The sequence below is a fragment of the Hymenobacter canadensis genome (assembly GCF_027359925.1).
Lineage (GTDB): Bacteria > Bacteroidota > Bacteroidia > Cytophagales > Hymenobacteraceae > Hymenobacter > Hymenobacter canadensis.
The window spans coordinates 2,817,387-2,840,070 of sequence record NZ_CP114767.1 but is presented as its reverse complement, the minus strand read 5'-3'; the positions used below and the strand labels follow the sequence as shown (position 1 = coordinate 2,840,070).

The window sequence follows — 22,684 nt, the reverse complement described above, 5'->3', positions numbered from 1 at the left end:
ACAAACCAGCCGGAAGTTCGTTTGCACGCCGCTTTGCGGCTTTTCGTGCCTACGGACGCCACAAGCGCAAGGTTCTGCTTTGCGCTTTCGTGCGCCCGCAACTTTCTGATTTTTCAAGGTAGTGGCCCTGTTACTACCCTGTTCTGGATTCTCCCAGTGTCCATTTCCTAACCCCACATACATTGGCTACACCGAAAGCACAGTCAGGTCTGCAAAAGCTGCAAGCTGCTGACGAGCGGATCAACTTCGCCAAGATTAAAAAGGTTATTGAGTATCCGGATTTCCTGGACGTGCAGGTGCGCTCGTTCATGGATTTCTTCCAGTTGGAAACGGCTGCCGAGAACCGTACCGATGAGGGCCTGTTCAAAGTATTCGCCGAGAACTTTCCGATTTCGGACTCGCGCGAAAACTTCGTGCTGACCTTTCTCGATTACCACGTTGACCCACCCAAGTACTCGGTTGACGAGTGCATCGACCGCGGCCTCACGTATTCGGTTCCGCTGAAAGCCAAGTTGCGCCTGGTCTGCAATGACTCGGACAACGAAGATTTCGAAACGATTGAGCAGGAAGTGTTCCTCGGGAACATTCCCTACATGACCGAAAAGGGCTCGTTCGTTATCAACGGCGCTGAGCGCGTTATCGTATCGCAGCTGCACCGCTCGCCGGGCGTATTCTTCGCACAGAGCAAGCACACGAACGGTACCAAGCTGTACTCGGCCCGTATCATTCCGTTCAAAGGCTCGTGGATTGAGTTTGCCACGGACGTGAACAACGTGATGTATGCCTACATCGACCGGAAGAAGAAATTCCCGGTTACCACGCTGCTCCGCGCCATCGGCTACGGCACCGACAAAGACATTCTTGACCTGTTCGGTTTGTCGGAGGAAGTGAAGGCCGATAAAAAGAACCTCAAGAAAGCCGTCGGCCGGAAGCTGGCCGCTCGGGTGCTGCGCACTTGGACGGAAGATTTCGTTGACGAGGACACCGGGGAAGTGGTTTCCATCGACCGGAACGAGGTACTGCTGGAGCGCGACTCCACCATCGAGGAGGAGGACATCGACACGATCCTGAACGCCGGGGCCAAGTCGGTGATTCTGCACCGCGAGAACGTAAATATTGCCGACTACGCAATCATTTACAACACGCTGCAGAAGGACAACTCCAACTCGGAGAAAGAAGCCGTGGAGCAAATCTATCGTCAGCTCCGGAACACGGAGGCTCCCGACGAAGAAACGGCCCGCGACATCATCCAAAAGCTATTCTTCTCGGACAAGCGCTACGACCTCGGGGACGTAGGCCGCTACCGTATCAATAAGAAACTGGGTATTGACACCGGTTGGGACGCCCGCGTACTGACCAACGAGGACATCGTTCTCATCGTGAAATACCTGATCGGTCTGATCAACTCGAAGGCCATTGTCGATGACATTGACCACTTGAGCAACCGCCGCGTACGCACCGTGGGCGAGCAGCTCTACGCCCAGTTCGGCGTGGGCCTGGCCCGGATGGCGCGTACCATCAAGGAGCGCATGAACGTGCGTGACAACGAGGACTTCAAGCCGGTTGACCTTATCAACGCGCGCACGCTGTCGTCGGTTATCAACTCGTTCTTCGGCACCAACCAGTTGTCGCAGTTCATGGACCAGACCAACCCGCTGGCCGAGGTGACGCACAAGCGTCGCGTATCGGCACTGGGGCCGGGAGGTCTGTCGCGCGAGCGGGCTGGTTTCGAAGTACGTGACGTTCACTACACGCACTACGGCCGCCTCTGCACCATCGAAACGCCGGAAGGCCCGAACATCGGTCTGATTTCGTCGCTGTGCGTGCACGCCCGGGTTAACTCGATGGGCTTCATAGAGACGCCTTACCGCACGGTAGAAAACGGCAAGGTGGATACCACCGAGCACGTAAAGTACCTGACCGCTGAGGAAGAAGACACCCACCACATCGCGCAGGCCAACGCCCGGATCGACGACGAAGGCAACTTCATCAACGACTTGGTAAAAGGCCGTTTCGAGGGTGACTTCCCCGTGGTTGGCCCGGATGAGTACAGCTACATGGACGTAGCTCCGAACCAGATTGTATCGGTGGCCGCTTCGCTGATTCCGTTCCTGGAGCACGACGATGCTAACCGGGCACTGATGGGCTCGAACATGCAGCGCCAGGCAGTTCCGCTGCTGAAAGCCGAGGCTCCGATTGTGGGCACCGGTCTGGAAGGCCGCGTAGCTACCGACTCGCGCACGCTGGTAGTAGCCGAAGGCAACGGCGTAATCGACTACGTAGACGCCAACCGCATCGTCGTGAAATACGACCTGACGGCCGACGACGTACTCGTGAGCTTCGACGCCGAGAAGATTTCCTACGACCTGATCAAATTCCGTCGTACCAACCAGGACACCTGCATCAACCTGACGCCGCTCGTGAAGAACGGCGAGCGGGTGACCAAGGGCCAGGTACTGTGCGAAGGCTACGGCACCAACAAAGGTGAGCTGGCCCTGGGCCGGAACATGCAGGTGGCGTTCATGCCGTGGCAGGGCTACAACTTCGAGGATGCCATTGTCATCTCGGAGAAGGTAGTGCGCGACGACATCTTCACCTCGATTCACATTGAGGAGTTTGAGCTGGAAGTGCGCGAAACCAAGCGCGGCGAAGAAGAGCTGACCTCGGAAATTCCGAACGTGAGCGAAGAAGCCGTGCGCAACCTCGACGACAACGGTATCATCCGTCTGGGCGCTGAGGTGAAGGAAGGCGACATCCTGATCGGTAAGATTACGCCAAAGGGCGAAACCGACCCGACCCCGGAAGAGAAGCTGCTCCGCGCCATCTTCGGCGACAAAGCTGGCGACGTGAAGGATGCCTCGCTTAAGGCGCCACCGTCCCTGCAAGGCGTCGTTATCGGCACCAAGCTGTTCTCGCGTCCGAAGAAAGACAAAAACCTGCGGGCCAAGTCGAAGAAGGAAGTGGAAGAGCTGAAGGAGTCGTACGGCAAGGAACTGCGCGGCATCAAGTCCATTATGGTTGAGAAGCTGATTCAGCTTCTGGAAGGCAAAACCTCCCAGGGTATCAAGCATAAGTTCGGCGACGAAATCCTGACCAAGGGCGTGAAATTCGGGAAGAAGAACATCACGGAAGCGTTGTTCCCCGAGAAGAACCCCTATAAGGACGAAAGCAACTACGCCGTGCCCGAGGAGGTGAACATCTTCAAGGACCTCGTGCTGGAAGGCTGGACCGCCGACGCCCGCGTGAACGGTATGGTGCTGCAGCTGGTGAAAAACTACGCCAAGCGCCGCAATACCATCACGGCCCGCTTCAAGCGTGACCGGTTTACGCTGGAGGTTGGCGACGAGCTGCCCGCAGGTATCGTACAGCTGGCCAAAGTCTACATCGCCAAGAAGCGTAAGCTGAAGGTGGGTGACAAGATGGCTGGTCGTCACGGTAACAAAGGGGTAGTGGCCCGCATCGTGCGCGATGAGGACATGCCTTTCCTGCCCGACGGCACGCCGATGGACATCGTGCTTAACCCGCTGGGTGTACCGAGCCGGATGAACATCGGTCAGATTTACGAGACGGTACTGGGCTGGGCCGGCCTCAAGCTGGGCCGCACCTACGCTACCCCGATTTTCGATGGTGCTACCGAAGCAGAAGTATCAGCCGAATTGACGGAGGCCGGGCTGCCGACCTTCGGCCGCGCGTACCTGCACGACGGCCTCACCGGCCAGCGTTTCGACCAGCCGGTAACGGTGGGTGTTATCTACATGCTGAAACTGGGTCACTTGGTGGATGACAAGATGCACGCCCGTTCTATCGGACCGTACTCGCTCATCACGCAGCAGCCGCTGGGTGGTAAGGCGCAGTTCGGTGGTCAGCGCTTCGGTGAGATGGAAGTGTGGGCATTGGAGGCCTTCGGTGCTTCCAACGTGCTGCAGGAAATCCTGACGGTGAAGTCGGATGACGTGGTAGGCCGTGCCAAAGCGTACGAAGCCATTGTAAAAGGCGACGTTCTGCCCAAGCCGAATATCCCCGAGTCGTTCAACGTACTCATCCATGAGCTACGTGGTCTGGCCCTGGAAATCACGCTTGACTAAGGTTTGAAAGTAGTGGCTGCTGATGCGCGAGTATCGGCAGCCACTTTTCAAGTCCTGCTTATATAAAGTATCCGCAGTTCGGGAAACCGAAAACAACTGCTGCCGGCGTCGTTCCGAGATAAGGTCAGAACGACAGCTGATACCGGCATTGGTTGGCTGCACAAGGGTTCGTGTTTGCCCAAAGACGAACGAGTACCCAATCAGACCTAGCAAAACCTACTGCGCGGCGTACCTATCCGACCCGCAGAGCACTTTTCGCAGAGTCGAACTGTTCTGTTCTTTCCGACTGGTCTTAAGACCAGCGGAACCAACTAACAGCCACAAGCCAACAGCTAACAGCTACCCTACATGGCGTTTGCAAAAAACAAGAAACTGGTACAGGACTTCTCGAAAGTCACCATTTCGCTGGCCTCGCCCGAATCCATTCTGGAGCGGTCGAACGGTGAAGTTGTGAAGCCCGAGACGATCAACTACCGGACGTACAAGCCCGAGATGGGCGGCCTGTTTTGCGAGCGGATTTTCGGTCCCGTGAAGGACTGGGAATGCCACTGCGGCAAATACAAGCGGATTCGCTATAAAGGCATCATCTGCGACCGTTGCGGCGTGGAGGTGACCGAGAAGAAAGTACGCCGGGAGCGGATGGGCCACATCGAACTGGTGGTGCCTGTTGCGCATATCTGGTACTTCAAGTCCCTGCCAAATAAAATCGGCTACCTACTGGGCCTGCCCACCAAGAAGCTCGATCAGATTATCTATTACGAGCGGTACGTAGTTGTACAGCCCGGCGTATTGGGCGACGAAGGCGTGCAGCAGCTCGACTTCCTCACCGAAGACGAATACCTCGACATCATCGACAAGCTCCCCCGCGAGAACCAGATGCTGCCGAACGAGGACCCCAACAAGTTCATCGCCCGCATGGGTGCCGATGCCTTGCAACTCCTGTTGGAGCGCATCAACCTGGACGAGCTGAGCTACTCGCTGCGTGACTCTGCCGCTCACGAAACTTCGCAGCAGCGTAAGGCTGAAGCGTTGAAGCGTCTGCGTGTAGTGGAAGCGTTCCGCGACGCCTCGACCCGCGTGGAAAACAAGCCTGAGTGGATGGTAATCCGCATGGTTCCGGTGATTCCACCGGAGTTACGTCCGCTTGTTCCGCTCGACGGTGGCCGTTTTGCCACTTCCGACCTGAACGACCTGTACCGTCGCGTAATCATCCGCAACAACCGCCTCAAGCGCCTGATCGAAATCAAGGCTCCCGAGGTGATTCTGCGGAACGAGAAGCGCATGCTGCAGGAAGCTGTAGACTCGCTGTTCGACAACTCGCGTAAGGTGAATGCCGTGCGCGCCGAAGGCAACCGCGCCCTGAAGTCGCTGTCCGATATGCTGAAAGGCAAGCAGGGCCGCTTCCGTCAGAACCTGCTCGGTAAGCGTGTCGATTACTCGGGTCGTTCGGTTATCGTCGTTGGTCCTGAGCTGAAGCTGCACGAGTGCGGTCTGCCCAAGAACATGGCGGCCGAGCTGTTCAAGCCGTTCATCATCCGCAAGCTCATCGAGCGCGGCATTGTGAAGACGGTGAAATCGGCTAAGAAGATTGTGGACCGCAAGGACGCAGTAGTTTGGGACATCCTGGAGAACGTGCTGAAAGGCCACCCAGTATTGCTTAACCGGGCTCCTACGCTTCACCGTCTGGGTATCCAGGCGTTCCAGCCGCGCCTCATCGAGGGCAAGGCTATCCAGCTGCACCCGCTCGTCTGTACGGCCTTCAACGCTGACTTTGACGGTGACCAGATGGCTGTGCACGTTCCCCTGGGACCGGCCGCTATCCTGGAAGCCTCCATGCTCATGCTGGCGTCGCACAACATCTTGAACCCCGCCAATGGCGCGCCGATTGCGGTACCGTCGCAGGACATGGTTCTGGGCTTGTACTACGTAACCAAAGGCAAGCGTACCACGCCCGAGGAGAGCATCCAAGGTGAAGGCCGCATTTTCTACTCCGATGAGGAAGTAGTAATTGCCCTCAACGAAGGTCAGCTGTCCAAGCACGCCTACATCAAGGTGCGCACGCTGGTTCGCGACGAGGACGATAACCTTGTAACCAAGATCATCGAGACCGTAGCCGGCCGCGTGCTGTTCAACCAGCTCGTGCCAACCGAGGTAGGTTTCGTGGATGAGCTGCTGACGAAGAAGAAGCTGCAGCAGATCATTTCGATGGTGTTCAAGCGGACCGGCATGGCCCGCACTGCACAGTTCCTCGACGACATCAAGACGCTAGGCTTCCAGTCGGCTTACAAAGGTGGTCTGTCGATGGGTCTGGGCGACATCCAGATTCCGAAAGAGAAGGATGCCCTGATTCTGCAAGCGCAGAACGACGTGAAGGCCGTTACTCAGAACTACCAGATGGGTCTGATTACCGACAACGAGCGTTACAACCAGGTTATCGACATCTGGACCCGCATCAACAACCAAATCACGGAAACCCTCATGGGTCGTCTTGAAAAAGAGGATCAGGGCTTCAACTCGATTTACATGATGATGCACTCCGGTGCTCGTGGCTCGCGTGAGCAGATTCGTCAGCTCGGCGGTATGCGGGGTCTGATGGCTAAGCCACAGAAGTCGCTCCAAGGTTCGGTAGGCGAGATTATCGAAAACCCGATTCTGTCGAACTTCAAAGAAGGCCTCGATGTAATCGAGTATTTCATCTCGACTCACGGTGCTCGTAAAGGTCTTGCCGATACGGCACTGAAGACGGCCGACGCCGGCTACCTGACCCGTCGTCTGGTAGACGTATCGCAGGACGTAATCGTGAACGAGGTAGACTGCGGCACGCTGCGGGGTATCGAAACCTTCGCGTTGAAAGACAACGAGGACGTAGTAGAGCCCCTGGCCGAGCGTATCCTGGGTCGCGTAGCGGTGCACGATATCATCGACCCGCTGACGGACGAAGTAATCCTGACCGCCGGTGACGAAATCACCGAGGAAGTTACCCGTCGCATCGACCAGACCAGCATCGAATCGGTGGAAATCCGCTCGGTACTGACCTGCGAATCCAAGCGTGGTATCTGCGGTAAGTGCTACGGCCGTAACCTGTCGTCGGGCCGCATGGTCCAGAAGGGTGAAGCTGTTGGCGTAATTGCTGCTCAGTCCATCGGGGAGCCCGGTACCCAGCTCACGCTGCGTACCTTCCACGTAGGTGGTACGGCCTCTAACATCGCCGTAGAAGCCAGCCTCAAGGCCAAATTCGCCGGTGTAGTAGAGTTCGAAGACATCCGGACCGTGGAAACCGCTAACGCCGACGGCGAGATGGTGAAAGTGGTAATGGGTCGCTCGGGCGAAATCCGCATCGTAGAGAAAGGCACTGGCAAGGTGTTCATCTCCAACCACGTTCCCTACGGCTCTTTCCTGCTGGTGAACGAAGGCCAGGAGGTGGAGAAAGGCCACGAGCTGAACAACTGGGACCCTTACAACGCCGTTATTCTGGCCGAGTTTGATGGTAACATTCAGTACGATGCCATCACCGAAGGCATCACTTACCGTGAGGAGTCGGACGAACAGACCGGTCACCGCGAGAAAGTGATTATCGAATCGAAGGCCAAGGACCAGAACCCGGCCATCATCGTTCGTCCCGGCAAGAAAGGTGACGCAGAAGGCCAGAAAGCATACAGCATTCCGGTTGGCTCGCACATCAACGTCGAGAACGGCGAGAAAATCAAGGCCGGTCAGATTCTGGCCAAGATTCCGCGTGCTGTGGGTAAAACCCGCGACATTACCGGTGGTCTGCCCCGCGTTACGGAACTCTTCGAAGCCCGTAACCCGTCGAACCCGGCCGTAGTGGCCGAAATCGATGGTGTGGTAACCTACGGTACGGTGAAGCGTGGCAACCGCGAAATCTTCGTGGAGTCGAAAGACGGCGTCAAGAAGAAGTACATGGTGCCGCTGTCCAAGCACATTCTGGTGCAGGACAACGACTTCATCCGCGCTGGCTCACCGCTGTCGGATGGTGCCATCACGCCTTCCGACATCCTGAGCATTCAGGGCCCCGGCGCCGTGCAGGAATACCTCGTGAACGAGATTCAGGAAGTATACCGCTTGCAGGGTGTGAAAATCAACGATAAGCACATCGAGGTGGTAGTTCGCCAGATGATGCAGAAAGTTGTGATTCTCGACGCTGGCGACACGACGTTCCTGGAGCACCAGGTAATCGACAAAATCGTGTTCATGGAGGAAAACGATACCATCATCGACATGAAGGTGGTAACGAACTCCGGCGATTCGACCAACCTGAAGCCCGGCCAGATTGTAACGGCTCGTCGCCTGCGCGACGAGAACAGCAGCCTGCGCCGCCGCGACCTGGCCCTGGTGGAAGTGCGCGACGCGCAGCCTTCGGTATCCCGTCCTACGCTGCAGGGTATCACCCAGGCTTCGCTGGGCACTCAGTCGTTCATCTCGGCTGCCTCCTTCCAGGAGACGACCAAGGTGCTGTCGGAAGCTGCCATCCGTGGCAAGGCCGATGAACTGCTGGGCCTGAAGGAGAACGTAATCGTAGGTCACCTCATTCCGGCCGGTACCGGTCTGCGCGAATACACGCGTCAGATCGTGGGCTCGAAAGAGGAACTGGAGGCCCAACAGGCCGCCAAAGCCGACGAGACGCCTGCACCTACCAAGCGCCCCGCCCGTGCCTCGCGCCGCGAGTCCGTTTCGGAGTAAGCTAGTAGCTGCTTAAATTAGGAGAAGCCGGCCGGAGAAATCTGGCCGGCTTTTTCTTTTTTGGTAGTTTTAACCATTCGGCCCACCAACACGGTAGCCGTTCCCGTAACCCCTTCCAATGAACCAACCCAACCAACCCGACGCCGACGCGCCTCAGCCGCAAGACCCGAACGCCATCAACATCGAGCTGTCGGAAGACATTGCCGAGGGAGAGTATGCCAACCTGGCCATGATTGCGCACAGCAGCAGCGAATTCGTCATCGACTTCATTCGGCTGATGCCGGGCCTGCCTAAGGCCAAGGTGAAGGCGCGCATCATCCTCACGCCTGAGCACGCCAAGCGCCTGCAGGCAGCCCTTGCTGAAAACCTGGAGCGGTACGAGCAGGCCAACGGCCCCATCAAGCAGCAAAACGACTCGCCGATGTACCCGATGGGCTTCGGCGGGAAAATAGGGGAGGCCTAATAATTCAAATAGTACCACGCTGGTCAGGGCTTTTATCGGGATGATAGAAGCCCTGACCTTTTTAGGTGCAATCCTTGGCTGACCCGAGAAGGAACGAAACCACGCAAACGGCACCATATAGCTTGGCTTTGGGAAAACGAGAATTATCAGCTCTGAAATTGTCTGAAATGGCTTCGGGCAATTCCCTAAAACAAACTATTCCAACTCGTTTGCTATTTCACCCTGACTTTTCTACCTTTGCAAGCCTAATTTTTGGGAGAGAACCCTCCTTGACAAAACATACCGTAGATGCCTACCATCAACCAGTTAGTACGAAAAGGCCGCGAGAAGCTGACGACGAAGTCGAAGTCGCCGGCTCTTGACTCGTGCCCGCAGCGCCGTGGCGTTTGCACCCGTGTGTACACCACCACGCCTAAGAAGCCGAACTCGGCTATGCGTAAAGTGGCCCGTGTGCGCCTGACCAACGGCAAAGAAGTTAACGCCTACATTCCCGGTGAAGGCCACAACCTGCAGGAGCACAGCATCGTGCTGATTCGTGGTGGTCGTGTGAAAGACCTTCCCGGCGTGCGTTACCACATCATCCGTGGTGCCCTTGACACCGCTGGTGTGAACGGCCGTACGCAGCGCCGCTCGAAGTACGGTGCCAAGCGTCCGAAGCCAGGCCAGGCTGCTCCAGCCGGCAAAGGCGCTCCTGCTAAGAAGAAAAAGTAATTGAAACCGAGTGAGGTAGCGCGCCGTGCCGGATAGCACATGGTTCTTATCCCACTGGCCCGCTACCTCAGCTCATTTCTACACCCATGAGAAAGTCAAAACCAAAGAAGCGCATCCTCCTGCCCGACCCCAAGTTCAAGGAGACGCTGGTTACCCGGTTCGTTAACTACATGATGTACGACGGGAAGAAAAACCTCGCCTACACCATTTTCTATGATGCCTGCGAGCTTGTTGAGCAGCGCACCAAGGAAAGCGGCGTGGAGATGTGGCGCAAAGCCCTCAACAACGTCATGCCGACCGTAGAAGTGAAGAGCCGCCGCGTAGGTGGTGCTACCTTCCAGGTTCCAATTGAAGTTCGTCCCGACCGTCGTATTGCTGTTGGCTCGAAGTGGCTGATTCAGTACGCTCGTCGTCGTGGCGAAAAGACCATGAAGGACAAGCTGGCCGGTGAAATCATCGCCGCCGCGAAAGGTGAAGGTGCTGCCGTGAAGAAGAAAGACGACACGCACCGGATGGCAGAGGCTAACAAGGCCTTCTCGCACTTCCGCTTCTAAATAAATGAGTGCCTAAGTGAATGGGCCGCCCGTTGATTTGGTTAACTCCACACCTCGGTTGCTGCCTGCTCACCAAACACACATTCACTCATTCAACTAGACATGGCTGTTAATAAAGATCTGCAATACCTCCGGAATATCGGGATTATGGCGCACATCGATGCTGGTAAAACCACCACGTCGGAGCGCATTCTCTACTATACCGGTAAGACCCATAAAATCGGGGAAGTGCACGAAGGTGCCGCCACGATGGACTGGATGGAGCAGGAGCAGGAGCGTGGTATCACTATCACGTCGGCTGCTACTACTACCTTCTGGAACTACCCAACCGATGCGCAGGGTGATCCAACCCCGGACACCAAGCAGTACAAGATCAACCTCATCGATACCCCTGGCCACGTTGACTTCACGGTAGAAGTTGAACGTTCGCTGCGTGTACTTGATGGTGCTGTGGCCCTGTTCTGCGCCGTATCCGGTGTAGAGCCCCAGTCGGAAACCGTATGGCGTCAGGCTGACAAGTACAAGGTGCCCCGCATCTGCTTCGTCAACAAGATGGACCGTGCCGGCGCTGACTTCTTCAAAGCCGTTAACGAAATCAAGGACAAGCTGGGTGCTAACCCCGTGCCGCTCCAGATTCCGATTGGCGCTGAAGATACCTTCAAAGGCGTAGTTGACCTGCTGACTGGCAAAGCCATCGTGTGGGACGACGCTACCCAAGGCAAAGCCTACCACGAAATCCCGGTTCCCGAGGATCTGGTGGAGACCGTAGCCGAGTGGCGCCAGAAGCTGGTGGAAAGCGTAGCCGAGTACGACGACGCGTTGCTGGAGAAATTCTTCGACGACCCAGACTCCATCACGAAAGAGGAAATGATGGTCGTTATCCGCCAGGCGGTTATCGACATGAAGTTCTCGCCCGTAATGTGTGGTTCGGCGTTCAAGAACAAAGGTGTACAGTCGATGCTGGATGGCGTAATGGCCTACCTGCCGTCGCCGCTGGACATGCCCCCCATCATCGGTACCGATCCGGACACTGGTGCTGAGGTGACGCGTCACCCCGACAACTCGGAGCCCTTCACTGCCCTGGCGTTCAAGATTGCTACCGACCCCTTCGTGGGCCGTCTGTGCTTCTTCCGCTGCTACAGCGGCGTGCTGGACGCTGGCTCGTACGTGCACAACAACCGTACGAACAAGAAAGAGCGTATCTCGCGCCTTATGCAGATGCACTCCAACAAGCAGAACCCGATTGACAAAATCCAGGCGGGTGATATTGCTGCAGGTGTTGGTTTCAAAGACATCAAAACCGGTGACACGCTGACCGACGAGAAGTCGCGCGTGGTACTGGAGTCGATGAGCTTCCCGGAGCCGGTAATCGGCTACGCCATTGAGCCTAAGACCCAGGCCGATATGGACAAAATGGGTATGGCTATTGCCAAACTCGTGGAGGAAGACCCAACGCTGGTAGTTCAGACCGACCCCGAGACGGGCCAGACTGTTCTGAAAGGCATGGGCGAGCTTCACCTCGAAATCATCATCGACCGGATGCGTCGGGAGTTCAAGGTGGAAATCAACCAAGGTGCTCCTCAGGTAGCCTACAAAGAGATTCTGACCAAGTCGGTAGAGCACCGCGAAACTTACAAGAAGCAGACCGGTGGTCGTGGTAAGTTTGGCGACATCGTGTTCGAACTTGGTCCGAAAATCACCGATCCGGAGAAACCAGGTCTGGAGTTCGTAAACGATATCACCGGTGGTGTTATCCCACGCGAATTCATCGCACCAGTTCAGAAAGGCTTCGAAGAAGCTATGAAGAATGGTCCGCTGGCAGGCTTCCCCATCGAAGGCATGCGCGTGCGCCTGTATTACGGTTCTTACCACGATGTTGACTCGGACGCCCTGTCGTTCGAACTTGCTGCCCGTGGTGGTTTCCGTGAAGCCGGCAAGCAAGCTGGTCCGAAACTGCTCGAGCCAATTATGGCGGTAGAAGTTGTTTCGCCCGACGAGTACACGGGTTCGGTAACCGGTGACCTGAACCGTCGCCGTGGTATCATGAAAGGCATGGACACCAAAGGTGGCGCCAACGTAATCAAGGCTGACGTTCCGCTGTCGGAACTGTTCGGCTACGTAACTACGCTGCGTACCATCTCGTCGGGTCGGGCTTCGGCTTCGCTGACCTTCTCGCACTACGACCAGGTGCCCAACAACCTTGCTGAAGGCATCATTGCCAAGCAGAAGGGTAACGCCATTCGCTAACACCGCTTTCATTCAATAGACATGAACCAGAAGATTCGCATCAAACTCAAATCCTACGACCACAACTTGGTGGACAAATCGTCGGAGAAGATTGTGAAGGCGGTGAAGGCTACGGGCGCTATCGTAAGCGGTCCGATTCCCTTGCCGACCGTCAAGGAAAAATTCACCGTGCTCCGTTCGCCCCACGTGAACAAGAAGAGCCGGGAGCAATTCCAGCTCTGCACTTACAAGCGTCTCGTTGACATCTACTCGACTTCGTCGAAGACCGTAGATGCGCTGATGAAGCTGGAGTTGCCAAGCGGCGTTGACGTTGAAATCAAAGTCTGAGGACTGAGTTAGTCAACTAATCACCAAAACACCCCACTGGTTCTTCGGAACTGGTGGGGTGTTTTGCTTTTGGCTGAGCTCGGAAACGGGATAAGTCAATTTATGCGCCGCAGAAACCTAGTAGGAGAGGGGCAAAGAAGGGCTAAAGCGGTGACACTGAAAATATTTCAGAAGGTAGCTATTATATAACATAACAATTTCCTAGCTTTGCACTCCCATTCCGAAAACGCCACTCGGGCGTTTTCGTGTGCGTCTTTTACTAAACCCAAACAGAATGCCTGGCATCATCGGTAAAAAAATCGGTATGACAAGCCTCTTCACTCCGGACGGGAAGAACATTCCCTGCACGCTCATCGAAGCAGGTCCGTGTGTGGTGACGCAGGTTAAAACTATCGAAACGGACGGCTACACGGCCATCCAGCTCGGTTACGGCGAGAAAAAAGCAAAGAACACCACCAAAGCATTGGCAGGTCATTTTGCGAAAGCCGGAACTACTCCTAAGCGTAAACTCGTTGAGTTCCGCACGGATGAGGTAGCCCAGTTCACTGCTGGCAGCGAAATCAATGCTTCCCTCTTCGAGGAAGGCGAATTCGTTGACGTAGTAGGCACCTCGAAAGGCAAAGGTTTCCAGGGCGTTGTGAAGCGCTACAACTTCGCCGGTGTTGGTGGCCAGACTCACGGTCAGCACAACCGCGGCCGTCACCCCGGTTCTATCGGGGCTTGCTCGTGGCCTTCGCGCGTATTCAAAGGAATGCGCATGGGTGGCCGCATGGGCAACGACCGGGTGAAAGTGCAGAACCTGAAGGTGATGCGCATTGTAGCCGAGAAAAACCTCATTGTGGTGAGCGGCTCGATTCCCGGTGCCAGAAATTCATTCGTGGTCCTGGAAAAATAACCTTGAAGATGGAACTGTCAGTATTTAACATCAAAGGCGAAGACACCGGCCGCAAGGTTACGCTGTCTGACGCCATCTTCGGTCTGGAGCCGAACGAGCACGTGATGTACCTCGACGTGAAGCAGTACCTGGCCAACCAGCGCCAAGGCACGCACAAGTCGAAGCAGCGCAACGAAGTGCACGGCACCACCAAGAAACTGAAGAAGCAGAAAGGTACGGGCGGCGCTCGTGCTGGCTCGATGAAATCGGGTGTGTTCGTAGGTGGTGGCCGGATTTTCGGTCCTGAGCCCCGCGACTACGGCTTCAAGCTCAACAAAAAGACCAAGCGTCTGGCCCGTCTGTCGGCTCTCTCAACGCTGGCCAAAGACGGCAAGGTAGCCCTGGTGGAGAACATCTCCCTGTCGGCTCCCAAGACCAAAGACTTCCTCTCTATCCTCGCAGGTCTGAAGCTGAACAACGGCAAGAAGACCCTGCTGGTGACCGGCGAAGTAGACAAGAACGTGGTTCTGTCGGCCCGCAACATTCAGAAGGTAAAAGTATCGACGCCTATCGCGCTGAACACCCACGACCTGCTGAACACCGACACGCTGCTGCTGTCGGAAGCTGGCCTGACGGCATTGGAACAACTCTATACCACTGCTGAATAATGAGCACGCTGAAAAAACCCATCGTGACCGAGAAGGCCACAGGCCTGAACGAGCAAGGTAAATACGTTTTCGAAGTAGAGCGTAGCGCCAACAAAGTTCAGATTAAGAAGGACGTTGAGCAATTCTATGGCGTGACGGTAACGAGCATCAGCACGATCCGCACCAATGGAAAAGTGAAGTCCAAGTTCACCAAAGGTGGTTCGGTATCGGGCCGCCGCGCACATGGCAAGAAAGCCATCGTGACGGTGAAGGAAGGCGAGGTTATCGACTTCTACAGCGGCATCTAAGCTGCGCCCTTTTCTGCATAAGAGCATTTCCTAAGCAAGAGTAATGGCACTCAAAAAACTAAGACCAACATCACCGGGTCAGCGCTTCCGCATTGCACCGGCCTTCGACGAGATTACGACGTCGACGCCGGAGAAGTCGCTGTTGGCACCCATGAAAAACTCCGGTGGCCGCAACAACTCGGGCAAAATGTCCAACCGCTACATCGGTGGTGGACACAAAGCCAAGTATCGTATCATCGACTTCAAGCGTGACAAGGCCTCGGTGCCTGCTACGGTGAAGACGATTGAGTACGATCCGAACCGTACGGCCCGTATCGCCCTGCTTCAGTACGCCGATGGCGAGAAGCGTTACATCATCGCTCCTGCGGGCGTTGAGGTAGGTGCTACGGTCGTTTCCGGTTCGGGTGTAGCCCCAGAGGTAGGCAACGCCCTGCCGCTGCGCGAAATCCCGCTCGGTACCATCGTCCACAACATCGAGCTGATGCCCGGTAACGGTGCCGCTATGGCTCGTTCGGCTGGCACCTACGCTCAGCTGGTGGCCCGCGAAGACAAGTACGCCACGCTGAAATTGCCTTCCGGCGAGATGCGTATGGTGCTTGTTACGTGCATGGCCACGGTAGGCACGGTATCCAACGGCGACCACATGAACGTTCGTTTGGGCAAAGCCGGCCGTAACCGCTGGTTGGGTCGTCGCCCACGTGTTCGTGGTGTCGCCATGAACCCTGTCGATCACCCAATGGGTGGTGGCGAAGGCAAATCGTCGGGTGGTCACCCACGTAGCCGTAACGGTATCTTCGCGAAAGGTCAGAAGACCCGTAACAAGAACAAGTACTCCGAGCAGCTCATCGTTAACCGCAAAGGCAAGAAGTAAGCAATGGCACGTTCACTAAAAAAAGGGCCGTACATTGACTTCCGGCTCGAGAAGAAAGTAACGGCAATGGATGAGTCCGGCAAAAAGTCGGTGGTGAAGACTTGGTCTCGCCGCTCGATGATTTCGCCTGATTTCGTTGGCCACACCTTCGCCGTTCACAACGGCAATAAGTTCATCCCGGTATATGTTACGGAGAACATGGTAGGACACAAGCTCGGTGAGTTTGCCCCGACCCGGAACTTCCGTGGACACATTGCCAAGAAAGATAAAGGCAAGCGCTAATCATGGAAGCAACCGCTAAACTCCGCAACGTTCCCACCTCGCCGCGCAAGATGCGCTTGGTGGCCGACATGGTTCGTGGTCAGAAAGTGACCCGTGCGTTGGGTCTGCTGAAATTCGAAGCCAACTCGGGCGCTGCCCGCGTTGAGAAGCTTCTCCTCTCGGCCCTTGCCAACTGGCAGCAGCACAACGAGGATGAGCGCATCGAAGACGCTAACCTTTATATCAAAGAGATTTTCGTGGATGAAGGTCGTCAGTTGAAGCGTCTGCGCCCCGCCCCTCAGGGCCGTGGCCACCGCATCCGCAAGCGCAGCAACCACGTGACGCTGGTGCTTGATACGAAAGTAGAGCGTCTGGGCAGCAAAGCTGCTACCCAGAAAGCTGCTGAGACGAAGACCACCGAAGCCAACGCTGAAGCCAAGCCAAAGACCACGCGTCGTAGCTCGGCTAAGAAATCCACTGAAACCAAGGCAGAAGCCTCCGCATAAGCACTATGGGACAGAAAGTAAATCCGGTTGGCTTCCGTCTGGGCGTCATTAAAGGATGGGACTCGAACTGGTACGGCGGCAAGGACTTTGCCGACAAGCTGGTGGAGGACGAAAAAATCCGCAAATACATCATGGCTCGTATCCCGAAAGGTGGCATCAGCCGCATCGTGATTGAGCGTACGCTGAAGCGCATCACCATTACCATCAACACGGCTCGTCCGGGTGTGGTAATCGGCAAGGGTGGCGCTGAAGTGGATAAGATCAAAGACGAACTGAAGCAGATCACCAGCAAGGACGTTCAGATCAACATCTTCGAAATTAAGCGTCCGGAACTCGACGCCAAGCTGGTAGGTGAGAGCATTGCTCAGCAGCTGCAGGCTCGTATCTCGTTCCGCCGTGCCATGAAGATGAGCATTCAGGCTGCTATCCGCGTTGGTGCCGAAGGCATCAAGATCCAGTGCGGTGGCCGTTTGGGCGGTGCTGAAATTGCCCGTTCCGAGCAGTACAAAGAAGGTCGTACGCCGCTGCACACGCTGCGCGCCGATATCGACTACGCTTTGTCGGAAGCTCAGACCGTGTATGGCAAAATCGGTATCAAAGTATGGATCATGCGTGGTGAAGTGTTCGGCAAGCCCGACCTGTCGCCTAACCAGGTTCCTGCTAACCAAGGCAACGACACCCGTGGTGGCGACCGTGGCCCACGCGGTGAGCGTGGCGACCGTGGCGGCGACCGTGGCCCGCGCCGCGACCGTAACGACCGTGGCGGTGACAACCGTGGCGGTGGTGCTCCAGGTGCCGGTGGTGCCGCCGGTGGTGGTCAGCGCCGTGGCGGTGGTGCCCCAGGTGGTACTAACCGTGGTGGTCAAGGCGGTGGCGCTCCGCGTCGCTAGTCGTTTCTTTTCTTCAGAAATTCAATTTCAATAAATCATGTTACAACCGAAAAGGACCAAGTATCGCAAGATGCAAAAGGGTCGCGTAACAGGCCTCGCCTACCGCGGCAGCTCCATTGACTTCGGTTCTTTCGCTATTAAGTCGTTGGAAGTGGCTTGGATTACGGCTCGCCAGATTGAGGCAGCCCGTATCGCCATGACCCGCGCTATGAAACGCGAAGGGCAAGTTTGGATTCGCATTTTCCCTGATAAGCCGATCACCAAGAAGCCGGCTGAAGTGCGGATGGGTAAAGGCAAAGGTTCGCCCGAGTATTGGGTAGCCTGCGTGAAGCCCGGCACTATCATGTTTGAGTCAGACGGCGTTACGCTGGAAGTGGCGCAGGAGTCGCTGCGCTTGGCTGCCCAAAAGCTGCCGGTTCGGACTCAGTTTGTTGTTCGTCGCGACTACGTAGAAAGCAAGTAAGATGAAGAACGCCGATATCCGCGCCCTCTCGCTGGAAGAACTGAACCAGCAAGTAAAGACCGAAAAAGCCAGTGGCCAGACGTTGCGCTTCGCGCATGCCATTTCGCCCCTGGAAAACCCGATTCGCCTGAAGCAAAGCCGCAAGAACGTCGCCCGTCTGTTGACCGAGCTGACCCGTCGCGAGAACGAGCAGGCTAATAACACTGCTAACTAACGATGGCAAGCAACGAAGAACAGCAGGCTACCTCCGCCACGGAAGAGCGGAACCTGCGCAAAGAAATCATCGGGCGCGTCACCTCCTCCAAGATGGATAAGTCCATCACGGTGATGGTGGAAAGCAAAATGAAGCACCCGATCTACGGCAAGTTCGTTACCAAGTCGACCAAATTCATGGCCCACGACGAGAATAACGAATGCGGCGAAGGCGACACGGTACGCATCATGAGCACGCGTCCGCTGAGCAAGAACAAACGCTGGAGACTGGTAGAAATCGTAGAACGCGCCAAGTAAGATGATACAGCAAGAATCCCGTCTGACCGTCGCTGATAACAGCGGCGCCAAAGAAGTTCTTTGCATTCGTGTCCTCGGTGGCACGGGCAAGAAATATGCCAGCGTAGGCGACAAGATTGTAGTAGCCATCAAATCGGCTATTCCTTCCGGCAACGCTAAAAAAGGCACTGTATCGAAAGCAGTGGTTGTTCGCACGAAGAAAGAAGTACGTCGCAAAGACGGTTCTTACATTCGTTTCGACGACAATGCTGCCGTACTGCTCAACAATAACGACGAGCCCCGCGGTACCCGCATCTTCGGCCCCGTGGCCCGTGAACTGCGCGAGAAGCAGTTCATGAAGATCGTTTCGCTGGCTCCTGAAGTTCTCTAAGCAATGGCAACGAAAACGAAAGCAGCACCCGCGAAACTGCATGTGAAAACCGGCGATACCGTACAGGTAATTGCCGGCGACGAAAAAGGCAAAACCGGCGTTATCAAGTCGGTGAACCGCTCGACGCAGCGTGTTATCGTGGAAGGCCTGAACCTGGTGACCAAGCACAACAAACCAAGTGCGAAGAACCCCCAGGGTGGCATTACCAAAATCGAAGCTGGTATTCACGTGAGCAACGTGAAAGCAATTGCCTCGACAAACGCCTAACCCGGTACGACGACAATGGCTCGATTCAAAGAGAAATACAAGAAAGAAGTGGTGCCGCTGCTCCAGGAGAAATTCCAGTTCAAAAGCATCATGCAGGTTCCACGCATCACCAAGATCTGCATCAACCGCGGTATTGGTGCTGCTGTAGCCGACAAGAAGCTGGTGGACAATGGAGTGGACGAGCTGACGACCATTGCTGGTCAGAAAGCAGTTGCTACTATTGCCAAGCGTTCGGTATCGAACTTCAAGCTGCGCGAGGGTATGCCAATCGGCGCCCGCGTAACGCTGCGTGGCGAGCGGATGTACGAGTTCATGGACCGTTTGCTGTCTATTGCTCTGCCCCGCGTTCGTGACTTCAAAGGCATCAACGACAAAGGCTTTGACGGCCGTGGTAACTACACCCTGGGCGTTAAGGAGCAGATCATCTTCCCTGAAATTTCGATTGACAAGATCAAGTCGATTTCGGGTATGGATATTACCTTCGTAACGTCGGCCGAAAACGACGAGCAGAGCTATGAGCTTCTCAAAGCTTTTGGTATGCCGTTCGCTAACGCCAAGAAACAAAACGACTAATGGCTAAGGAATCCGCGAAAGCAAGAGCGCGCAAGCGCATCGCTACGGTTGCCCGCTATGCTGAGAAGCGCAAAGCGCTGAAGGCCGCCGGCGACTACGAAGGTCTGGACAAGCTGCCCAAGGATGCTTCGCCTGTGCGCCTGCACAACCGGGACATGATTGACGGCCGCCCCCGTGGTTACATGCGTAAGTTCGGCATTAGCCGGGTACGTTTCCGCGAGATGGCGCTGGCTGGCAAAATCCCCGGCGTAACCAAGTCGAGCTGGTAGTTCGACCCGTTACCAAATAGCCTCGGCTGTTGACGTAACATTACTTGGCAGGTTGCCGAGAGAAACCATTGGCCGCATTCGAGTCAAGAAGTCTTAACCGAAAATTTCGCTGCCGCATTTCTGCGGCGGCGAAATTTTCATATCTTTGCGGCTCCCTAAAAAAGGGTGGCGCTTTTACTAAGTCACATGAACACAGATCCAATTGCTGACTACCTGACCCGGGTACGCAATGCCATCAAGGCAAATCACCGGGTAGTGGAAATCCCGGCCAGCAACATCAAAAAGGAAATCACGAAGGTGCTCTACAAGAAGGGCTACATTCAGAGCTACCGTTTTGATGATGCCGCAGTACAGGGCACGATTAAAATCGCGCTGAAGTACAACCCGGTAACCAAACAACCCGCCATCACCAAGCTGCAGCGTGTGAGCACGCCCGGTTTGCGTCAGTATGCCCACGTGGAGAACCTGCCGCGCGTACTGAGTGGTCTGGGTGTCGCCATCCTGTCGACCTCGAAAGGGGTGATGACGGAGAAAGAGGCGAAAGCTGAAAACGTGGGCGGCGAAGTGCTGTGCTACGTCTACTAATCTGAAAGGAAACCGAGACTATGTCACGCATTGGTAAACTGCCCATCAGCCTGCCCGCCAACGTGCAGATTGAAGTGAGCAACGAAAACACGGTAACCGTGAAGGGCCCGAAAGGCACTTTGGTGGTTCCGGTTGACCGCGACATTACCGTAGCGACCGAAGACGGCCAGCTGGTAGTGACCCGCCCAACCGAACAGAAGCGTCATAAAGCCATGCACGGCCTCTACCGCTCCCTGCTCAACAACGCCGTTAATGGCGTGAGCAACGGCCTGGAAGAGAAGCTGGAGCTGGTAGGTGTAGGTTACAAAGCCGCAATGGCTGGTACCACGCTGGAACTGTCGCTGGGCTACTCGCACAACATCTTCTTGGCTCTGCCAAAAGAGGTGACTGCTACGGCTCTGACCGAGAAAGGCAAAAACCCTATCGTTACACTGACCAGCATCGACAAGCAATTGTTGGGTCAGGTAGCTGCCAAAATTCGCTCGTTGCGCAAAGTTGAGCCTTACAAAGGCAAAGGCGTGCGCTTCGTGGGTGAGCAGATTCGTCGTAAGGCTGGTAAAACAGCTTCGAAATAACATCACACCATGGCTTTCGATAAAGCAACTAGAAGAAAACGGATCCAGCGCATCATCCGCACTAAGGTGGCTGGCACGTCCGAGCGTCCACGTTTGTCGGTGTTCCGCAGCAATACGGGCATTTATGCTCAGATTATTGACGACACTACCGGCCGCACGCTGGCGTCTGCTTCCTCGAAGCACGTTTCGGTGGAAGGGGGCAACGGAGTCGCCCTCGCTGCCGCAGTCGGCAAAGAACTTGCTGCCCGTGCTACAGGAAAAGGAATTTCGAAAGTGGTATTTGACCGTTCCGGTTACCTCTACCACGGCCGCGTAAAATCATTGGCAGAAGGAGCCCGCGAAGGCGGCCTCAATTTCTAAATCATCATGGCAGAATTTAACAACGGCCCTCGTGGTGGTAGCGGCGATAACCGTGGCGGTGGCAATGACCGTCGTGGTGGTGGCAATGACCGTCGCGGCAATGACCGGAAGGAAGAGTCGCGTACCGGTGACTCCGATCTGAAAGAAAAAGTGGTTGCTATTAACCGCGTAGCCAAAGTAGTAAAAGGCGGTCGTCGCTTCAGCTTCTCGGCCATCGTGGTAGTAGGTGACGGCAACGGCACCGTAGGCTACGGCCTCGGCAAAGCCAACGAAGTAACCGACGCCATTGCCAAAGGCATTGATGACGCGAAGAAAAACCTGGTGAAGGTTCCGCTGTATAAGCACACGGTTCCCCACATCATGGAAGGCAAATACTCGGGCGGCTTCGTGCTGGTTCAGCCAGCTGCTGCTGGTACGGGTGTAATTGCTGGTGGCGCTATGCGTGCCGTTTTCGAAAGCGCCGGTATCAAAGACGTACTCGCTAAGTCGAAAGGCTCGTCGAACCCCCACAACGTGGTAAAGGCTACCTTCGACGCCCTGCTGAAAATGCGCGACCCGATGCAGATTGCACAGGCTCGTGGCATCACCCTCGCTCAAGTTTTCAACGGTTAAGAGACGATGGCGCAGATCCAAATCAAACTCGTAAAAAGCGTTATCGACCGCCCCGAGCGTCAGAAGCGTACTGTGCAGGCCCTGGGCCTCGGCAAAATGGGTAGCACCAAGAGCGTGGAAAACACGCCCCAGGTTGCTGGCATGATCAAAGCCGTTCAGCACCTGTTGGAAGTAACCGAACTCTAGGAATCTCCCGAAAATGAATCTCAGCAATCTCAAACCTGCCGTAGGCTCTACCCGCAATGTCAAGCGCATTGGTCGTGGTACGGGTTCCGGCCGTGGCGGCACCTCGACGCGTGGCCACAAAGGTGCCAAGTCCCGTTCGGGTTACTCCAAGAAGTCGGGCTTTGAAGGTGGCCAAATGCCCCTGCAGCGCCGCGTACCGAAGTTCGGTTTCAAGAATATCAACCGCGTGGAGTACAAAGCCATCAACTTGGACGTACTCGCTGGCCTGACTGAAGGTGGTGTAACTACCTTCGACAATGCCTACTTCGTGCAGGCTGGTCTGGCTTCGAAAAACGCCAAAATTAAAGTTCTGGGCCGTGGTGAACTCACCACTGCCGTAGAAGTTCATGCTCATGCATTCTCCAAGTCGGCTGTTGAAGCTATTGAGAAAGCAGGTGGCAAAGCCGTGACGCTGTAAGTTCTTGTGGCG

26 protein-coding genes and 1 pseudogene are annotated in these 22,684 nt (G+C 55.7%); all 27 read left to right on the top strand.

Annotated features, from left to right (window positions below):
• Positions 1-209 precede the first annotated feature (209 nt).
• Positions 210-4,085 carry a DNA-directed RNA polymerase subunit beta gene (rpoB, locus tag O3303_RS12170; RefSeq protein WP_269561908.1) on the top strand — a complete coding sequence of 1,292 codons (3,876 nt, stop codon included), beginning with the start codon at positions 210-212 and terminating at the stop codon, positions 4,083-4,085.
• A 348-nt stretch (positions 4,086-4,433) separates the two neighbouring features.
• Positions 4,434-8,786, top strand: coding sequence for a DNA-directed RNA polymerase subunit beta' (gene rpoC / locus O3303_RS12165; RefSeq protein ID WP_269558670.1), 4,353 nt, complete (start codon positions 4,434-4,436; stop codon positions 8,784-8,786).
• Between the two features lie 118 nt (positions 8,787-8,904).
• Positions 8,905-9,249, top strand: coding sequence for a DUF3467 domain-containing protein (locus tag O3303_RS12160; protein ID WP_269558669.1), 345 nt, complete (start codon positions 8,905-8,907; stop codon positions 9,247-9,249).
• Positions 9,250-9,537: 288 nt separating this feature from the next.
• Entirely contained in the window at positions 9,538-9,960 is a 423-nt protein-coding gene (gene rpsL / locus O3303_RS12155) for a 30S ribosomal protein S12 (RefSeq protein WP_044003259.1), read from the top strand.
• Positions 9,961-10,046: 86 nt separating this feature from the next.
• The gene (gene rpsG, locus O3303_RS12150) at positions 10,047-10,514 is read left to right on the top strand and encodes a 30S ribosomal protein S7 (RefSeq protein WP_044016015.1); all 468 of its coding nucleotides are present in this window, start codon (positions 10,047-10,049) and stop codon (positions 10,512-10,514) included.
• Between the two features lie 102 nt (positions 10,515-10,616).
• Positions 10,617-12,761, top strand: coding sequence for an elongation factor G (fusA, locus tag O3303_RS12145; protein ID WP_269558668.1), 2,145 nt, complete (start codon positions 10,617-10,619; stop codon positions 12,759-12,761).
• 21 nt (positions 12,762-12,782) lie between these two features.
• On the top strand, positions 12,783-13,088 hold the full coding sequence (rpsJ, locus tag O3303_RS12140; protein ID WP_073281279.1) for a 30S ribosomal protein S10: 306 nt from the start codon (positions 12,783-12,785) through the stop codon (positions 13,086-13,088).
• 274 nt (positions 13,089-13,362) lie between these two features.
• Entirely contained in the window at positions 13,363-13,983 is a 621-nt protein-coding gene (rplC, locus tag O3303_RS12135) for a 50S ribosomal protein L3 (protein WP_269558667.1), read from the top strand.
• 8 nt (positions 13,984-13,991) lie between these two features.
• The gene (rplD, locus tag O3303_RS12130; protein WP_269558666.1) at positions 13,992-14,630 is read left to right on the top strand and encodes a 50S ribosomal protein L4; all 639 of its coding nucleotides are present in this window, start codon (positions 13,992-13,994) and stop codon (positions 14,628-14,630) included.
• Positions 14,630-14,917 carry a 50S ribosomal protein L23 gene (gene rplW / locus O3303_RS12125; protein ID WP_269558665.1) on the top strand — a complete coding sequence of 96 codons (288 nt, stop codon included), beginning with the start codon at positions 14,630-14,632 and terminating at the stop codon, positions 14,915-14,917. The genes rplD and rplW overlap by 1 nt, the downstream gene beginning before the upstream one ends.
• Before the next feature lie 43 nt (positions 14,918-14,960).
• Complete coding sequence (rplB, locus tag O3303_RS12120; RefSeq protein ID WP_044016024.1) at positions 14,961-15,788, top strand: 50S ribosomal protein L2; 828 nt, start codon at positions 14,961-14,963, stop codon at positions 15,786-15,788.
• A 3-nt stretch (positions 15,789-15,791) separates the two neighbouring features.
• Positions 15,792-16,070, top strand: a complete 279-nt coding sequence (rpsS, locus tag O3303_RS12115; RefSeq protein ID WP_044003251.1) for a 30S ribosomal protein S19 — start codon at positions 15,792-15,794, stop codon at positions 16,068-16,070.
• Between the two features lie 2 nt (positions 16,071-16,072).
• Positions 16,073-16,555 carry a 50S ribosomal protein L22 gene (gene rplV, locus O3303_RS12110; RefSeq protein WP_269558664.1) on the top strand — a complete coding sequence of 161 codons (483 nt, stop codon included), beginning with the start codon at positions 16,073-16,075 and terminating at the stop codon, positions 16,553-16,555.
• 5 nt (positions 16,556-16,560) lie between these two features.
• Entirely contained in the window at positions 16,561-17,445 is an 885-nt protein-coding gene (rpsC, locus tag O3303_RS12105; protein ID WP_269558663.1) for a 30S ribosomal protein S3, read from the top strand.
• A 37-nt stretch (positions 17,446-17,482) separates the two neighbouring features.
• A complete protein-coding gene (rplP, locus tag O3303_RS12100) occupies positions 17,483-17,908 on the top strand; it encodes a 50S ribosomal protein L16 (protein WP_073281286.1) in 426 nt (141 codons plus the stop codon).
• 1 nt (position 17,909) lies between these two features.
• Positions 17,910-18,122, top strand: a complete 213-nt coding sequence (gene rpmC, locus O3303_RS12095; protein WP_269558662.1) for a 50S ribosomal protein L29 — start codon at positions 17,910-17,912, stop codon at positions 18,120-18,122.
• A 2-nt stretch (positions 18,123-18,124) separates the two neighbouring features.
• Positions 18,125-18,418 carry a 30S ribosomal protein S17 gene (gene rpsQ / locus O3303_RS12090; RefSeq protein WP_269558661.1) on the top strand — a complete coding sequence of 98 codons (294 nt, stop codon included), beginning with the start codon at positions 18,125-18,127 and terminating at the stop codon, positions 18,416-18,418.
• Between the two features lies 1 nt (position 18,419).
• Positions 18,420-18,788, top strand: coding sequence for a 50S ribosomal protein L14 (gene rplN, locus O3303_RS12085; protein ID WP_044003245.1), 369 nt, complete (start codon positions 18,420-18,422; stop codon positions 18,786-18,788).
• Positions 18,789-18,791: 3 nt separating this feature from the next.
• Positions 18,792-19,037: pseudogene (gene rplX, locus O3303_RS12080) on the top strand (50S ribosomal protein L24); the annotation flags it as partial.
• 33 nt (positions 19,038-19,070) lie between these two features.
• The gene (gene rplE, locus O3303_RS12075) at positions 19,071-19,628 is read left to right on the top strand and encodes a 50S ribosomal protein L5 (protein WP_269558660.1); all 558 of its coding nucleotides are present in this window, start codon (positions 19,071-19,073) and stop codon (positions 19,626-19,628) included.
• Positions 19,628-19,897 carry a 30S ribosomal protein S14 gene (gene rpsN, locus O3303_RS12070; protein ID WP_044016038.1) on the top strand — a complete coding sequence of 90 codons (270 nt, stop codon included), beginning with the start codon at positions 19,628-19,630 and terminating at the stop codon, positions 19,895-19,897. Before rplE ends, rpsN begins: the two co-directional genes overlap by 1 nt.
• Positions 19,898-20,083: 186 nt before the next feature.
• Positions 20,084-20,482: a 30S ribosomal protein S8 gene (gene rpsH / locus O3303_RS12065; protein WP_044016040.1), complete on the top strand. Its 399-nt coding sequence runs from the start codon at positions 20,084-20,086 to the stop codon at positions 20,480-20,482.
• A 20-nt stretch (positions 20,483-20,502) separates the two neighbouring features.
• On the top strand, positions 20,503-21,057 hold the full coding sequence (gene rplF / locus O3303_RS12060; RefSeq protein WP_269558659.1) for a 50S ribosomal protein L6: 555 nt from the start codon (positions 20,503-20,505) through the stop codon (positions 21,055-21,057).
• A gap of 9 nt (positions 21,058-21,066) precedes the next feature.
• A complete protein-coding gene (gene rplR / locus O3303_RS12055; RefSeq protein ID WP_185888788.1) occupies positions 21,067-21,417 on the top strand; it encodes a 50S ribosomal protein L18 in 351 nt (116 codons plus the stop codon).
• Positions 21,418-21,423: 6 nt separating this feature from the next.
• Positions 21,424-22,029 carry a 30S ribosomal protein S5 gene (gene rpsE / locus O3303_RS12050; RefSeq protein ID WP_044016044.1) on the top strand — a complete coding sequence of 202 codons (606 nt, stop codon included), beginning with the start codon at positions 21,424-21,426 and terminating at the stop codon, positions 22,027-22,029.
• Positions 22,030-22,035: 6 nt separating this feature from the next.
• Positions 22,036-22,215 (top strand): 50S ribosomal protein L30, encoded by a 180-nt coding sequence (gene rpmD, locus O3303_RS12045; RefSeq protein ID WP_044016046.1) that lies wholly within the window; start codon positions 22,036-22,038, stop codon positions 22,213-22,215.
• A gap of 13 nt (positions 22,216-22,228) precedes the next feature.
• On the top strand, positions 22,229-22,672 hold the full coding sequence (gene rplO, locus O3303_RS12040; RefSeq protein WP_269558658.1) for a 50S ribosomal protein L15: 444 nt from the start codon (positions 22,229-22,231) through the stop codon (positions 22,670-22,672).
• The last annotated feature ends 12 nt before the right edge of the window (positions 22,673-22,684 follow it).

Bases quoted from the DNA above. Each gene is read 5' to 3' on its own strand.
- rpoC (WP_269558670.1), top strand. From the start codon at position 4,434: ATGGCGTTTGCAAAAAACAAGAAACTGGTACAGGACTTCTCGAAAGTC.
- O3303_RS12160 (WP_269558669.1), top strand. From the start codon at position 8,905: ATGAACCAACCCAACCAACCCGACGCCGACGCGCCTCAGCCGCAAGAC.
- rpsL (WP_044003259.1), top strand. From the start codon at position 9,538: ATGCCTACCATCAACCAGTTAGTACGAAAAGGCCGCGAGAAGCTGACG.
- rpsG (WP_044016015.1), top strand. From the start codon at position 10,047: ATGAGAAAGTCAAAACCAAAGAAGCGCATCCTCCTGCCCGACCCCAAG.
- fusA (WP_269558668.1), top strand. From the start codon at position 10,617: ATGGCTGTTAATAAAGATCTGCAATACCTCCGGAATATCGGGATTATG.
- rpsJ (WP_073281279.1), top strand. From the start codon at position 12,783: ATGAACCAGAAGATTCGCATCAAACTCAAATCCTACGACCACAACTTG.
- rplC (WP_269558667.1), top strand. From the start codon at position 13,363: ATGCCTGGCATCATCGGTAAAAAAATCGGTATGACAAGCCTCTTCACT.
- rplD (WP_269558666.1), top strand. From the start codon at position 13,992: ATGGAACTGTCAGTATTTAACATCAAAGGCGAAGACACCGGCCGCAAG.
- rplW (WP_269558665.1), top strand. From the start codon at position 14,630: ATGAGCACGCTGAAAAAACCCATCGTGACCGAGAAGGCCACAGGCCTG.
- rplB (WP_044016024.1), top strand. From the start codon at position 14,961: ATGGCACTCAAAAAACTAAGACCAACATCACCGGGTCAGCGCTTCCGC.
- rpsS (WP_044003251.1), top strand. From the start codon at position 15,792: ATGGCACGTTCACTAAAAAAAGGGCCGTACATTGACTTCCGGCTCGAG.
- rplV (WP_269558664.1), top strand. From the start codon at position 16,073: ATGGAAGCAACCGCTAAACTCCGCAACGTTCCCACCTCGCCGCGCAAG.
- rpsC (WP_269558663.1), top strand. From the start codon at position 16,561: ATGGGACAGAAAGTAAATCCGGTTGGCTTCCGTCTGGGCGTCATTAAA.
- rplP (WP_073281286.1), top strand. From the start codon at position 17,483: ATGTTACAACCGAAAAGGACCAAGTATCGCAAGATGCAAAAGGGTCGC.
- rpmC (WP_269558662.1), top strand. From the start codon at position 17,910: ATGAAGAACGCCGATATCCGCGCCCTCTCGCTGGAAGAACTGAACCAG.
- rpsQ (WP_269558661.1), top strand. From the start codon at position 18,125: ATGGCAAGCAACGAAGAACAGCAGGCTACCTCCGCCACGGAAGAGCGG.
- rplN (WP_044003245.1), top strand. From the start codon at position 18,420: ATGATACAGCAAGAATCCCGTCTGACCGTCGCTGATAACAGCGGCGCC.
- rplE (WP_269558660.1), top strand. From the start codon at position 19,071: ATGGCTCGATTCAAAGAGAAATACAAGAAAGAAGTGGTGCCGCTGCTC.
- rpsN (WP_044016038.1), top strand. From the start codon at position 19,628: ATGGCTAAGGAATCCGCGAAAGCAAGAGCGCGCAAGCGCATCGCTACG.
- rpsH (WP_044016040.1), top strand. From the start codon at position 20,084: ATGAACACAGATCCAATTGCTGACTACCTGACCCGGGTACGCAATGCC.
- rplF (WP_269558659.1), top strand. From the start codon at position 20,503: ATGTCACGCATTGGTAAACTGCCCATCAGCCTGCCCGCCAACGTGCAG.
- rplR (WP_185888788.1), top strand. From the start codon at position 21,067: ATGGCTTTCGATAAAGCAACTAGAAGAAAACGGATCCAGCGCATCATC.
- rpsE (WP_044016044.1), top strand. From the start codon at position 21,424: ATGGCAGAATTTAACAACGGCCCTCGTGGTGGTAGCGGCGATAACCGT.
- rpmD (WP_044016046.1), top strand. From the start codon at position 22,036: ATGGCGCAGATCCAAATCAAACTCGTAAAAAGCGTTATCGACCGCCCC.
- rplO (WP_269558658.1), top strand. From the start codon at position 22,229: ATGAATCTCAGCAATCTCAAACCTGCCGTAGGCTCTACCCGCAATGTC.